Consider the following 14,342-nt stretch of genomic DNA (forward strand, 5'->3'; position numbering starts at 1 on the left):
GGCCTCGCCGAGCGCCGACACGGGGGCGCGGCCCGGGCGCAGGACGAGGACGTCCCAATCCTCGCCGGAATGCTTCAAGGCCGGAATCACGCCGGCGCGCAGAAACGACGATTTCCCAGCGCCGGAGGGGCCCACCACCGTGACGAGCCGCTGACGACGGAGCCGCCCCACGACGGCCGCGATGGCCCGCTCGCGGCCGAAAAAACGGCCCGCGTCCGCCTCCTGGAACGCCGAGAGCCCCGCGAACGGCAGCTCCCCCTCGGCGAGCGCGAGGGGTTTTCCCCCTTCACGCAAGGGCATGAGCGCGGCGAGCAGCTCGTCGGCCGACGCGAATCGCTCCTCCTTTTGCTTGCGCAAGCAGCGGTCGACGACGTCCGAGAGCGCCGAAAGCTCGGGCAGGACGTCGCGGAGCCTGGGCATGGGCGCATTCACGTCGGCGACGCTTTCGAGCCGCTCCCGCGTGAGCGGCGCGAGCGGATGCGCGCCAGAGAGCAGCTCGTACAAGAGGACGCCGACCGCCCAGAGATCGGCGCGCGCGTCGACCTTCTCGCCGCGCCATTGCTCGGGCGCCATGTACGCGAGCGTGCCGCCGTCGCTCGGTTCCAGGCCGTCCCCGCGCCTCGCCAGCCCGAAATCCAGCACTTTGACCCCCCCGGCGTCGAGGATCATGATGTTCTCGGGCTTGAGATCGCGGTGGACGACGTCGCGCTCGTGCGCGGCGACGAGCGCGCGGAGGACCGACATCACGATGTCGAGGGCGAGCCCCTTGGGGAGCACACGGCTCGATCCTCGGGCGCCCGAGGACAGGACGTCCCGCAGCGTGCGGCCCTCGAGGTATTCGAGGACCATGTACGGATGCCCGTCGGTCTCGTCGACATCGTAGATGACCACGATGTTTTCGTGCTTGCAGAGCGCCGTGGCTCGGGCCTCGGCGAGCAAGCGCGAAGTCGCCTGTCCGCGGTCCTGGAGGAGCTTGATGGCGACGAGGCGTCCGAGCTTGGTGTCCCGCGCGAGCAGCACGACCCCCATGCCGCCTTCGCCGAGCTTGCGGATGATCTCGTAGTGCTTGAGGAAGCCGTCGGGCAGAGAGGAGGCCTCGGTGGGCGCGTCTCGCTCGGTGAGCGTGGCGGATGACGCGGCCATCTGCCGCGGGGGCAAGGTCCTCTCGACACGAGCGAAGTCCGCGGTGACGCTCGCTGCCGTCAGGGGACGGGGGCCGCGTTCTACCTCGTCAGGGACCACGGGGCGCATCGGTCGGTCTAGCTAGGTGGCAGCGTGCGCATGACGTGTGTCGCAGCCGTCGTCGGTTCCTTGACGGATCTCGTCTCGGCTATCACTGCTCCGGAGCGTGATCAACTGCCTTGCCGATGGCAGCCTGCGAGCGGAGATGTCGAGTGTACGCCTGCCAGCCGTGATGCTGGACGAATCCAGATGGCGTTGGCCGGTGCGCCAGGGTAGGAAGGCCGCCCAGAGGAGCACGGGATATGAGTCGTGACAAAACGGACGAAGTCGTCGAGCATCTCCGCCGCAATGGTGGGCGCGCCAAGCTTTGGTTTGGCGAGTTCCGGGATCCGAAGCCGCTCGACGCCTCGGCTCTCTCGTCGCTCACGCTGCCCGACGGCCGTCCGCTGCCGCCGAGCCTCTCGACCTGGCTCGCCTACGACGCGACCTGGTTCGGCCTTTTGCCAGGCTCGCCGCCGCGGCTCGCCGCGAAGCCCTTGCGCGACATTCTCATGGACTGGGCGATCGCGAGCGCGCGCGCGATGCCCGAGGGCTACGAAGACCCTTATCCCATGACCAACGAGCAGGTGGTCGAGTCCTGGATCGAGCTCCTGCCCGACCCGGCGATGGCGGACGCGCTCGCCATCGAGCTTCCCGGGGGGGACCAGGACCACATCCTGCTTTTCCACCGCGCCCATCGCGACGGCGAATATCCGATCCTCGGCTGCCACAAGCGTTTCGAGTTCTGGTTCAAATACGAAAGCTTCGGCGACTTCCTGGCGCATTACTTCGGCCTCACGGACCCTGCGTGACGGGCGCGAAAGCGCACGCTTACGGAAAAGCCCCCGCTGCGGCGGCGCGCGTCGGGGCTTCGTCGCCCACGAGCGAGAGGGTCGGGCTCCCCGCGGCGCAGCGCCGGAAGCCTTCCTTGACGTCGTCAGGCGTGACCGACGCGAGCGCGCTTCCATATTGGTCGACCACGCCGAGCGAGACCCCCGTGTGCCGCGCGTCGAGCACGGCCTCCACAATCGCGTCGTTCGTCACATGCGAAAGCACGCGCTGCCGGGCCAGCTTGAGGCGCGCCGCGTCGAGCTCTCCCGGGGCGAGCTTGCCCTCTTCGAGCTCGCGCAGGACGTCGCGTAGCACCACGAGCGCCTCGCCGAGCCGCCCTTGATCCGCGTCCGCGCGAATCGACAAGTGCGCGGCGCCGCCCCAGAGCGTGGCCGCGAAGCCATTCGCCACGTATGTCATGCCCAGGCGGCGCCGCAAGACCGCGTGCAGCCGCGCCTCGGCGAGCTGGGCCATGAGCTCGTAACGCGCCGGCGAGTGGCCTTGCAACGGCGGCAAGAGGCAACCGAAATGGAGCGTGGCACGGGTGGCGCCGGGCCGGTTCGTCACGAAGATCTGTGGCTGCTTTGCGCGTGTTTCGCCGATCTTTGGCAATGCGGGCAGCTTTTGCGCCGGGGCATCGTCCGCCCAGTCCCCGAAGACCTCCTCGATGGCCTTCTCCACCTCCGAGGGAACGACGTCGCCCACCACGGCCAGCACCGCGTTGCGCGGCGCGTGGTGCTGCGTCAGCCACGCCTCGGCCCCTTCGCGCTCCACGCGCAGAAGATCGGCCGGGAGGACGCTATGCGCGAACGGATGAGGCCCGTACAGGCCCTTCCAGAAGTCGATCTCGCCGCGCTTGGCAGGATTGGCGCGGTTATGCTCGAGGTCCGTGGCTGCCGCGCGTGCCTTCAAAAGGAAACTCGAGGGCGGGATCTGCATGGATCGCACGGACCACGCGAGGGCCTGCAGCATGCTGGCCGTGTTGCCCGTGGCCGCGTCGAGCACGTATTCGACTCTCTCCGAGCCGATGCGGCGGCGCAGCGACCCGCCAAACGCGGTCCACGGCTCCGAGGCGGCTTGGCCTGTTTGCATGGCGACATGCGCCTCCGCAGGCGAGGCGGACGTCCGCGGACTGCCGCGCAGGAGCAGCCCCGCGGTGACCACGGGTTTGGAAGAACGAACCCCAATGATCACTTCCAAACCGTTTGGCAAGACATACTGCCGGTAGCCTGCGAACCCCGGCGCACGCGCGATCCGGCGGATTCGCTCCGCGTCCACTTGCACGGGCGTCCGCTCGTCGTCGCGCCCCACTGCGTCGCTACGCGAGGCGGGCGCGGGCCCCGGCGCGCCGCCTTTGGCGGGCACCACGTAGACGGCGCGCGCACGCTTGCGCCCCAGGTATTCCGCGCCGAGCCCGGCGATCTGCCCCTGCTCGGCGCCCGCGAGGTCATTGATGGAGCGCAGATACCACGAGGAAGTGCCCGCGAAATGCGTGCTCCGCGCCATCTCGAGGGCGTGCCCGGCAGGGTGCTCCATTTCGAGCAGCGCGCCGAGGATCGCCTTTCTCTGCTGATTGACGAAGGCGCGCTCCCAGTACGCGGCCTGCACCGTCTGGGGTAGGGGGGCCACCATCTGATCCACCTCGCCGAGGATGCGCCCGAGGCTCGCGGCCGGGTCCGACGCGTTGCGGAGCGGGACCGAGACCAGCAACATCGACGCGTCGCGGCCCTCGATGAGGAGCGTGCCGATGCTCCCGAATTCGTGCACTTCCCTGAAGGTGCGGTCCAGGTACTCGTCGAGCGCGCGTTTGAGCAGCCGGAGCTGCTGCCGCCCGGCGAAGAGGGCACTCGGCAGCGACCAGCCGATCCAGAGCTCGGGCATGGAGACCGGGGCCTCGATCTGCGGGAGCGCGGCGGAGCGCGGCGGCGGCGCGGGCGGCACGGCGGGCTTCGCGGCCTGCGCGCGCGAAGGCGCCCCCGAAGCCGGCGCGGCCGTGAGCTCGCGGGGCAAGATCGTGTGCACGGCCTGCTCGACCTCCTTCAAAGCAACGTCGCCGACGATGACCATCGTGGTGTCATGGGGGCGGTAATGCTGGCGCACGAAGCCTTTGGCGTCGTCGAGGGTCAGGGAGGCGAGGCTCTCCAGGGTGCCGATCGGGGGGCGTGCGTAGGGGTGATCCGCGGGGAAGAGGGCGACCTGCATGGCGCCGAAGACGCGGCCGGCGGGGCCTAGCTCGCTGCGGTCACGCAGCTCCGCGCGCACGATCTCGAGCTCGACCTGGATATCGTCGGGCAAGAGCCCCTCTGTCGGCGCGATCATCCTCGCCCCGGCGAGCCGGAGGAGATCGGGCAACGCATCTGCGGGCCCCATCTCGTAATAGGCGGTGGCATCCAAACTGGTCATCCCGTTCCAGCGCGCCGCGCCGGCCTGCTCGAGCAGCCCTTCGAACGTCGCTTTGCCGTAGGGTCTGGCGCGGTAGGCGAGGTGCTCGACGAAATGGGCGAGGCCCTCCTTTCCCTTCGGATCGCTGCTCGCGCCTGCGCCGATGAAGGTGAATACTCCAACGAACGGCGCGCGCGTGTCCCGCTCGACGAGGACCCGTAGGCCCGAGGGCAGCATGATCTCCACGCCCTCCATCGGAACGGGCGGGATGTGGAGGTTCGCGTGTTCCGGGACGACGGAGGGCCGCTGCTCCACGCAGGCCGGAAGAAGTGCCAGCGCGGCCGCGACGAACCCGGTGCGGAGGAGGTTGTGCATCGGAGGGACAGACTATACGAAAGCTGCCCCTCCTTGAAGCAGGGCGATACGCCCCCCTTCGTTCTCTCGACCCCCCGACCGCCCCGACGAGAACATCCGGTCCCGGCAATGACCGGTCGATGCTAGGCCTTCCGGCCGACGAGCACCGCGAGGACGTCGACGTAGGTGACGATTCCGACGATTCGTTCGGACGTATCCAGGACGCAGATCGCCGTCTGTCGCTCGTCGAGGATCTTGTCGGCGATCTCGAGCACCGAGGCGTCTTGAGGGACGGTCACGACGCCGGTCCGCATGACGGAGCCGACGGTTTTTCCTTCCAGATCGGCCGCGCCGTCTTGGTTCAGCATCGTCGCCGCGTCGCCCACCGAGGCGCGTAGCTCTCGACTGCTGAACATCCCGACGGCACGCCCGACCGCATTGACGACGGGCAGATATCGTAGCTCCGATCGTACGAGGATCTGGATGGCCTCCCGGAGCGCCAGGTCCGTGCTTATCGTCATCACGCGGCGATGCATGATGTCGCGCGCGAGCGGAATGCCGCTCGGGCCTGCCGTGCCCTTGTGCGCCAGGCGCCCGCGTTCGGCGAGGATATCCATGCTCGTCAGGATGCCGACGAGATGTTCGCGCTCGTCGAGGACGGGCAGGCAATCGATGCGGCGAGCCACCATGCGGGCGCTCGCCTCTTCCACGCTCGCCTCCGGGCGCGTCGTCTCGACCGGGGAGGTCATCACGTCGCGCACGACCATGTCGAGCAGGGGCCCGTCCTTCAATCCGAGGATGTCACGATCGCTCAGGATGCCGACGAGCGTTGCGCCGCGCATGACGGGCAGGTGCCGAACGCTCCCCTGGTACATGAGCTGTGCCGCCACGGCCACGCTTTCGGTATCCTGGACCGTCAGCAGCGTGCGCGTCATCAGCTCTTGCACGGGTTTGCCCTCGAATCGCCTTGCTCGTGGCTGCATCGTCAATTCCCTCCCGCGAGCGGCGGCAGGGTAGCGGGCGTGCCGGACAGCTCTTCGGGGTTTTCCGGAGGGGGCGGCAAGCTCGGGGTGGCCGTGGTCTCTTGTGGCGACAGCGACCAACCGGTCCGGAGACCGAGCAAGAAGTATCCGAGGGCGACGATCCCCGCGGCGAAGATCGTATCCCCGAGGACGCGCGACCAGCGGAAGCCGTCCATGAGGGGCGTCTGGAGAAACTCGGCCGAGCGCGCGTACCACATGCCCTTCTCCACGCTGGCGATCGATTGCATGATGCCTACGGGCAAGAGGCTCACGAAGGCCATTGCGGCGAGCCCGATGTTGATGGCCCAGAAAGCGAAGGAGAGCGCGCCTGTCCTCCACACGAACCGCGCCGAAACGCCGCGCAGGCAGAAGAGCATGAGCCCGAACCCGAGCATGCCGTACACCCCGAACATCGCGGTATGCCCGTGCACGGGCGTCGTGTTCAGGCCCTGCATGTAATACAGCGCGATCGGCGGGTTGATCAGGAAGCCGAAGAGGCCCGCGCCGACGAGGTTCCAGAACGCCACGGCCACGAAGAAGTAGATGGGCCATTTGTAGCTCGTGACCCAGGGACGGAGCCCGATCAGGCGGAGATTGCCGTACGCCTCGAATCCAATGAGCGAGAGCGGCACGACCTCGAGCGCGCTGAACACGGCGCCGAGCGCGAGGACGGGCATGGGCGTGCCCGTGAAATAGAGGTGGTGGAAGGTCCCGATCACGCCGCCGCTGAGGAAGACGATGGTCGAGAACAGCACCGCGCGGCTCGCGGAGCCCGGCCGGAGCAGGCCGAGGCGGACGAGGAGGAAGGCGATGATGACGGTCGCGAAGACCTCGAAGAAGCCCTCGACCCAGAGGTGCACCACCCACCAGCGCCAGTATTCGACCATCGAGAGGTGGGAGTGGCGCCCCCACATGAGCCCAGCGGCATAAAACATCGCAATGCCGAGGGACGAGAGCAGGAACAACCCGACCAGGGTCCGCTGTTCGTCACGCCGCGCGAGCGCCGGACGCAGGGCGCGGACCATGAGCACGAGCCAAAGGACGAGCCCCACGAAGAGGAAGATCTGCCAGAATCGGCCGATATCCGTGTATTCGAGGCCCTGGTGCCCGAACCAGAAGCTCGCGTCGAGCCCCATGCGCTGCCGGGTCGAATACCACGTCCCGAAGAGCGAGCCGACGACGATGACGAGGAGGCAGGTGAAGAGAAAATTCACGCCTGCGCGCTGAAAACGTGGCTCCACACCGCCCACGGCCGGCGCCACGAAGAGCCCGGTCGCGAGCCAGGTCGTGGCGATCCAGAAGATGGCGAGCTGGACGTGCCACGTCCGCGTGACGGAATAAGGCAGGATCTCGGCGAGCGGGATGCCATAAAAGCCGGAGCCCTCCACGCCGTAATGCGCGCTCACCGCGCCGAGCCCGACCTGCGCCATGCACAGCGCGGCGGCGACCCAGAAGAACTTGACCGTGGCCCGCATGGAAGGCGTCGGTTCGAGCTGGAGGAGGGGATCCTTGCGGGGGAGGAGCGACGGCGGCGCTTCCTCCTCGTGCCCCTTCGCGGCAAAGTACCAGGACAAACCGCCGATGCCCGCGAGGAGCAGGACGAAGCTCACGATCGACCAGACCACGATCGGCGCGGTCACGCGGTTGCCTACGAGCTCGTCCGGCGGCCAGTTGTTCGTGTAGGAGACGGGCTCGCCGGCGCGCTCGGTCACGCAGGACCAGGAGGCCCAGAAGAAGAAGGCGTTCATCATGCGCCGGCGCTCGGGATCGGGCACGCTGCGAGGCGGGATCGCATAGGCCTCGCGCAGGGAGCCGAGCGTCGGGTCGTCGCCGAACAGGCCATCGTAATGGCTGGCCGTGGCCCGAATGGCGGCGGCGCGGCGGGACGAGACGCGTAGGTCGCCGGTCGCAGGGTCGTACGTGTTCTTTCGTATCTCGGCCTGCACGAGCGCCTCGGTGGCGGCCCGCTTCGGGGCGTCGAGCGCTTCGAAGCTTTGGCCATACTCCGCGCGAGCGATGGACTCGGCCAGGGACGTGCCTTCGCGATGAAGCCAATCCGCGGACCAATCGGGGGCCACGTAACCCCCGTGCCCCCAGATCGAGCCCACTTCCTGGCCCCCCATCGACTGCCAGACGCTCTTGCCGTCCTGGATGTCGTCCAGCGTGAAGAGCACGACGCCATCCTCGGTGATGACGCGTTGTGGCAATGGGGGCGCCTTTTGATGAATCTGCCAACCGAAGAATCCTAGGACCGCGAACGACGCCACGATGACGATCGTGAGCGAGATCCACAACCCTCGGAGGGTGCCCTTCGTGCTTCTTCCTGTTCCCATGCTCGCTTGCTGCCCTCTCCCCCTCCCGACCCGGATGGAATCGTGCCGCTTGCCGAGCAAGGACCATGCTCACGCGTCGGATCCCGGCAAACCATGCGTCCGTCCGCGGGAGCGTCGGGACCCCATCCCATCGAAGGGGCGCGGCGCCCGGGCGCGTGGCGCACGGTTTGCGCGTGTGCGGCAGGGTTTGCGCCACGCGGTGCCTCACGAGGGTCGCGCTGGGCCAAGGCGCTGCCTGTGGCCGTGGAACGCTTTGCTCGCGTCCCGCGGCTATCGCCATTGCGTCATGATTTCCACCAGACGCTCGAGATTGTACGGCTTCTGCAGCACGGGCCGGTCGCGATCGGACTCGCGCAGCCCTGCTTTCCCGTATCCGGTCATGAAGACGAACGGGAGACCCCGCTCGGCGAGGATGTCGGCCACGGCATAGACCTTCTCGCCGGCGATGTTGACGTCCAGCCCCGCCCCATCGATCGCCTCCTCGCGGGCCAACCGAAGCGCGTCCTTCAGGTTCAATGCCGGGCCGATCACCTCGCAGCCGAGGTCGGTCAGGGCGTCTTCGAGGTACGAGGCGATCATGGCTTCATCCTCGACGATGAGGATGCGGAGTCCCTGCAGCACACCCGCGTTCTTGGGATCCAGGTTCGTCATACGGCCACGCGCTCCAGGGGCAGGTCCATCACGCAACGCACGCCCTCGGGCAGGAATTCGAGGTGCACCGCGCTGGCAAGCTGGCGCCCGAGGTCGCGTTCGATCAGGCGCGACCCGAATCCCTTGCGGCGCGGCTCCCGCACCGGCGGCCCGTGCATCTCCTGCCATTCCAGGTGGATCCGCCGCTCGTCCGCGCAGGTGGTCAGGTTCCACGTGACCTTCACGTGGCCGGACGGCAGCGATAATGCTCCGTACTTGGCCGCATTGGTCGACAGTTCGTGGAAGACCATGCCGAGCGTCACCGCCGCCTCCGGGCGGAGGTGCACCTCCTCACCGGTCAGGCTGAAGCGGCCGGCGTCGCCATTGGCGTGCGGCGCCAGCTCGGCGCATACGATGTCGCGGAGGCTGGCGCCCTGCCAGGAGGTCTCGTTCAAGAGGTTGTGCGTCTGGGACAGGGCCAGGAGCCGGGCCACGAAGGCTTCCGTGAAGGCTTTGGGCGACTCTGCCATGCGCAGCGTCTGCCCGGCGATCGCCTGCACGATCACCAGCGTGTTCTTCACCCGATGGTTCAGCTCGTTCAGCAAGATCTTCTGGCGCTCTTCCGCCTGCTTGCGCTCGGTCAAATCGAGGAAAAACGCGACTCCCTCGCTCTCCGACCCCTCGAATCGTGCACCGCCGAGCAGCACCGGGACGCGGCTACCGTCTTTTCGGAAAAACTCTTTCTCGAAAGGCTTGAACTGGCCCGTCAAGCGTATTTCCTCGAGCGCCCGTTCGGTGGCCGCATGAGATTCCGGAGGTGTCATCTTCGCCCAGTCGAGGCTTCCGGAGACCAGATCCTCCCGGCTATAGCCAACGAAGCGCAGAAATGCGTCGTTCGCGTACGTGATCCCGCCATTCAGATCCCAGAACGCGATCCCGATGATGTTGGAGTCCACCAGGCGCCGGATCCGCGCTTCTCTTTCCCGCAGCGCCTGCTCCGCCCGCTTGCGTTCGCTGTTTTCTTGCTGCAGCTGGGTATAGAGGCGGGCATTCTCCAGGGAAATGGCCGACTGGGAGGCCAAAAGCTCCAGCATCGTGATCCGATCGGCGGTGAAGACACGCGGGGTCAGGTTGTTCTCCAGATAGAGCACGCCCACCAGGGTTCCTTGCTTCACGAGGGCGAGGCAAAGCACGGAGCGGGGGCGCCGCTCGCGCACATAGGCGTCGTCCGAGAAGAGGTTGGGCGCGGCAGCGTCGTCGAGGATCACGGTCTCCCGCGTGCGGATCACGTAATGCAGAATGGACGTGGGGAGATCGGCCGGGGTGATGGGCGCCTGGCGCAGCGTGACCTCGACCCGGTCGCGCACGGTGACGACTTCGGCCTCGATGTCGCATTCGGCGCCACGGGGGTGGATCAAAAGGCCCCGCTCGGCGCCCGCGTGTTCGACCGCGATCGACAGCAACGTCTCGAGGAGCCGGTCGAGAACGAGCTCGCCGGAGACGGCCTGCGAGGCCTTGAGCACGGTGGCGAAGTCGATCTCCGAGCACGAGGCGTCGAACCAGGCGGGAGGCTCCGGCGCGCCCCGGTCCTGCTGGCACGGCTGGCATGGATTGCGCCGGTCTGGCGGCTCGGCCTGCAGAGCCGCACCCCAGCGCTCAGGGGATGGGCGGGCGGGCTGCCGGCGCGTCGCCTCGCGCTGGAGGAGCTGCGGGAAGTCTCTCTCCAGGCGCTCCGTGACCCGAAAGGCGCCCCAGCGGGCGTACAGGCGATGCGCCTCGGTCATGTAAGCGCACGCCAGGAATTCCCTGCCGCGGTCGAGGTAATGGCGGGCGCAGAGCTCGCTGGCAAGCGCCGCATCATGCAGGAAACGCCCCTCCCGCGCGGCGGCGATCCCGCTATCGTACAGGGTGCCCGTGCCTTCGCGCCCCTCGACCCGGGCGAGCTCTGCCTGCAGGATCAAGTTGCGGTGGCGGAAGCTCGCTGGGCCGAATTGCGCCCAGAGCTCCACCTTGCGCGCGCATTCCCCGAGCCTCGCGAGGTAAACTTCCCTGAGCGCTGGGGCGGCCGTCTCGGCGGCACGCGAGAAAGAAAGCCCGCCATAAAAATAATAGCACGGGAACACGTGCCATGCCGTCAGCATTCCCAGGCTCTTCGGGTCGGTCGAGTTCCAGATCTCCGCCACCTCCTCGTACGCGCCCTGGAAGATGCCGGCGAGGACGTCGAAGACCTTCACGAAGTAGAGGGACGCCTGGTTGTTGATCCTGCGGGCCTCCTCGGTGACGGCGTCGATGTCCACCCAGCCCCCCGCGTGCGTCCGCTCGCCCTCGGCCGGCGTGCCGAGCTCCTCGGCGACCTGCGCGGCGGCCCCGACCAACCACGTGATCGTATTGAATTTGTCGAGCTTGCAGAGCGGCAGGTACAGCTTCGCCTCCTCGACGATATCGCGCAGGTGCGCCCCGCGGAGCAGGCTGTTCTGGATCGCGTTGCACGTGTTGTAGAACGCCCAGATGTATTGCCCCGTCTCGATGCCGGAGTGGATGCCCTTGCGCAGAGAAGCCTTCGAGTTCTCGTAGGTGTCCTTCCAGTGCTGGACCCACGCGCCCCACATGTTGCACAACATGGACTCGGACTTCTTGTCCGGATGGATCTCGTTGAGGCGGACCGCCGCCCGTCCGAACTCGTACCCCTTGTCGATATCGAGCCTGGCGCACAGGAACGTCCCGAAATTCACGTACGCGTAGATCGAATTCTTCGAGACGCCATGCTCGAGCGTATTCTGCAGGATCCGCATCACCGTGATCCCGAAATTGTTCGTGCCGAGCTGATAGGTGGGCGAGAACATCTCCTGCAGGACATCTTGCAGGACGGCGATCTCGGGATCGTTCAGCGCGGGCAGGTCGACGAGAGATGCAATGGGGCGGTCGCCGATCATGGCGATCGTCCGATCGAACTCGGCGGCGAGCATGCTGTCATCGGGGTAGGGCGGCAAATGGATGTCGAAGGCCTGCAGGGCCGCGAGCCCCTCTTCCAGGGCAGCGGGCAGATCATTCTTGAGGATCTGCACGTTCATTTTCAGGCGCCGCACCTCTGTCCTGTGACGGCGTCCCTTCGCATGATCGAAGCAGCCCGCGAGGGTCGCGAGAGCGTCGTCGTGCCGCTCGCAGAGCGACTCCATCATTCCTTTTTTCGTGTGATAGAGGAATGTCAGCTCGTAATCGGAGGTCCACGCATCCTCGGGCAGCATGGCCATGCCGTGCTCCAGGTACTTCAAAGCCGCGGTGAAGGCCGCCGACTCCTCGGCTCGCCCGGCAGCCTCGAGGTTGAGCTTGGCCGATTGCATGCGCTCTTGCGGGGCTTGGATCAGGTCGCCTGCACTGTTCATGTGATTGACGATGTCGAACAGATTGCGACCCGCGTCGGAATCCAGCTTGCCGAGCAGGAGCTTCGCGATCCGGTAGTGGAACGCCGGTCGGTCTCCCACCGGAATCAGCGAGTACGCTGCCTCCTGGATCTTGTCGTGCGCGAAGCGGTATCGTTCGTCTGCGCTCACGATCAATCCTTCTCCGAGGGCTCTGTCGAGGCTCCCGTACGTCTCTTCGGGAGGGCGCTCGCTGACGGTGTTCAGGACGTCGAGCTCGAACATGTTGCCGATCGCCGAGGCCAGCCGCAGCACCTCCTGCGTCGCCTGCGACAGGCGCCGAATGGTCTCCGCCATGAGGCTGAGGACGTTGTCGGTGTACTCCAGCCTCGCGATTTGTGGCAGGTCCCAGCCCCAGCCCGCATGGGGATCGAAGACGAGCACCTTCGTCTCGTAAAGGTGCCTCATGAACTGCTTCACGAAGAACGGGTTGCCTCCGGTCTTCTTCAGAACCGCGTTCGCGAGCGCGGCTCCATCGGTGGTCTGCAGGCTGTCCTTGATGAGCTCGATCAGGTGGACCAGCCGGAGGGGTTCGAGAACGATGTTCACCACCTCGAGGCCGCTCTTTTGAAGCTCGTCCAGCGCGACGATGAAGGGATGCGTCGGGCTCACTTCGTTGTCGCGATAAGCACCACAAAAGAAGAGCGATTCCATCTCGTCGTTCGCGAGAATGGTCGTGATCAGGCTGAGGCTGGCCGAATCCACCCATTGCAGGTCGTCGATGAACATGGCCAGCGGGTGGGCGTGTCTGGCAAAGACCGACACGAAATTTTGGAAATAACGATTGAATCGATTTTGTGCCTCGAGCGGACCAAGCGCGGGGACGGGCGGTTGCTCGCCGATGATGTGCTTCAAGAACGGGAGCACGTCGCAGATGACCTGCCCGTTGCTCCCGAGGGCGTTCCGGATGGCGTCCCGCCATTTCGTGATTCTATCCTCGCTCTCGGAGAGGAGCTGCTTGATGAGCGAGTCGAATGCCTGCACGATGGCGCTGTAGGGCGTGTCGCGGTTGTGCTGGTCGTATTTCCCGCTGATGTAGTAGCCCTTCTCGCGCGCTAGCGGCTTCAGGATCTCCTGGACGAGCGACGATTTGCCGATGCCCGAATAGCCCGAAACGAGGACGATCGCGCGCTTCCCTTGGAGCACGGCGTCAAACGACTCGATGAGCTTCCGGATGTCCCCTTCACGGCCATAGAGCTTCTGGTGGATCTGGAAGATATCTCTCCTGTCGCGCTGGCCAGGGCCGAACGACCCGATCCTGCCGCTCTGCTCCCATTGCCACCGGCACTCTTCCAGATCGGCCTTCAGACCCTCGGCGCTGTGGTAGCGGTCTTCAGCGTTCTTGCTGAGGAGCTTCATCGTGATGGCCGAGAGCGCGTCGGGCACCTCCGGGTTGATTTCCGAGGGGGGAATCGGCTTCACGGCGATGTGAGCGTGCATCAACTCGAGCGGGTCCATCGCCTCGAACGGCTTTCGCCCGGCGAGCATCTCGTAGAATACGACCCCGAGCGAGTACATGTCGGTGCGGTAATCAACGCTGCGGTTCATGCGACCGGTCTGCTCGGGCGAGGTGTAGGGGAGCACCTCCGAGAGGACGCGGGGGCTGTAGATCTCCTCTTTCTCACGCGTCACGATGGAATCGACACCGAATCCCGTAAGCTTCACCTGTCCTCCCTCGCCGAGCAGGATGTTCGGAGGCCTCACGTCGCCGTGGGTGAGACCGCGCCGGTGGATGTCGGCCAGGGCTTCGGCCATCGAGACGGCGGCGTCGAGGAACGCGCGGATGTCGAGCTTGCCGGGCGTCTTTGCGGACAGCGCCGTGCCCGGGAAATACTCGGTGATGAGCATCAGCCCGTCACCGTGCTCCTCGACATCGTGTACCTTGACGACCCTCTCCGAATCGATGCGCTTGATGATGCCGTAGGTGTGCTTGAAGCGCGTGATGTCGGCGAGCCGTGTGTAATCGGTGTGCAGCATCTTCATCGCCACCTCGACCCCGTCGGCCTCGCGGTAGGCTCGATACGTGGCGGAGCCTGCGCTCTCGCCGGTCTTCGCGGTGACGCGATACCCTTTGAGATGAACCGCCCCTGGTTCCGTCGGAAGGCGTGTCATGGGTATGCCCTCCGCATGCCTGACATCGAGCAGGCGCC

At 66.5% G+C, this 14,342-nt stretch carries 7 protein-coding genes; 1 reads left to right on the top strand and 6 read right to left on the bottom strand.

The window, feature by feature from the left end; genetic code table 11:
* A partial coding sequence (locus tag KEG38_RS16810) for a serine/threonine-protein kinase (protein ID WP_272420537.1) occupies positions 1-1,143 on the bottom strand: 1,143 nt, incomplete at its 3' end.
* Positions 1,144-1,484: 341 nt separating this feature from the next.
* On the opposite strand from KEG38_RS16810, the gene KEG38_RS16815 reads away from it, so the two are divergent.
* Positions 1,485-2,033, top strand: a complete 549-nt coding sequence (locus KEG38_RS16815; RefSeq protein WP_272420539.1) for a hypothetical protein — start codon at positions 1,485-1,487, stop codon at positions 2,031-2,033.
* 19 nt (positions 2,034-2,052) lie between these two features.
* On the opposite strand, the gene KEG38_RS16820 is transcribed toward KEG38_RS16815, so the two are convergent.
* From KEG38_RS16820 to KEG38_RS16840, 5 genes are all read right to left on the bottom strand, one after another.
* The gene (locus KEG38_RS16820) at positions 2,053-4,809 is read right to left on the bottom strand and encodes a M16 family metallopeptidase (RefSeq protein ID WP_272420540.1); all 2,757 of its coding nucleotides are present in this window, start codon (positions 4,807-4,809) and stop codon (positions 2,053-2,055) included.
* A 122-nt stretch (positions 4,810-4,931) separates the two neighbouring features.
* Complete coding sequence (locus KEG38_RS16825; protein ID WP_272420542.1) at positions 4,932-5,771, bottom strand: CBS domain-containing protein; 840 nt, start codon at positions 5,769-5,771, stop codon at positions 4,932-4,934.
* Between the two features lie 2 nt (positions 5,772-5,773).
* Complete coding sequence (locus KEG38_RS16830) at positions 5,774-8,143, bottom strand: nitric-oxide reductase large subunit (protein ID WP_272420544.1); 2,370 nt, start codon at positions 8,141-8,143, stop codon at positions 5,774-5,776.
* A 270-nt stretch (positions 8,144-8,413) separates the two neighbouring features.
* Entirely contained in the window at positions 8,414-8,794 is a 381-nt protein-coding gene (locus tag KEG38_RS16835; RefSeq protein WP_272420545.1) for a response regulator, read from the bottom strand.
* Positions 8,791-14,304: an AAA family ATPase gene (locus tag KEG38_RS16840; RefSeq protein WP_272420546.1), complete on the bottom strand. Its 5,514-nt coding sequence runs from the start codon at positions 14,302-14,304 to the stop codon at positions 8,791-8,793. The genes KEG38_RS16835 and KEG38_RS16840 overlap by 4 nt, the downstream gene beginning before the upstream one ends.
* Positions 14,305-14,342: the final 38 nt, after the last annotated feature.

Origin of the sequence: Polyangium jinanense (assembly GCF_028435265.1) — a bacterium.
GTDB classification, from domain to species: domain Bacteria; phylum Myxococcota_A; class Polyangia; order Polyangiales; family Polyangiaceae; genus Polyangium; species Polyangium jinanense.

Coding starts and splice junctions, on each gene's coding strand:
- KEG38_RS16840 (WP_272420546.1), bottom strand. CDS start 14,304: ATGACACGCCTTCCGACGGAACCAGGGGCGGTTCATCTCAAAGGGTAT.
- KEG38_RS16825 (WP_272420542.1), bottom strand. CDS start 5,771: ATGCAGCCACGAGCAAGGCGATTCGAGGGCAAACCCGTGCAAGAGCTG.
- KEG38_RS16835 (WP_272420545.1), bottom strand. CDS start 8,794: ATGACGAACCTGGATCCCAAGAACGCGGGTGTGCTGCAGGGACTCCGC.
- KEG38_RS16820 (WP_272420540.1), bottom strand. CDS start 4,809: ATGCACAACCTCCTCCGCACCGGGTTCGTCGCGGCCGCGCTGGCACTT.
- KEG38_RS16830 (WP_272420544.1), bottom strand. CDS start 8,143: ATGGGAACAGGAAGAAGCACGAAGGGCACCCTCCGAGGGTTGTGGATC.
- KEG38_RS16815 (WP_272420539.1), top strand. CDS start 1,485: ATGAGTCGTGACAAAACGGACGAAGTCGTCGAGCATCTCCGCCGCAAT.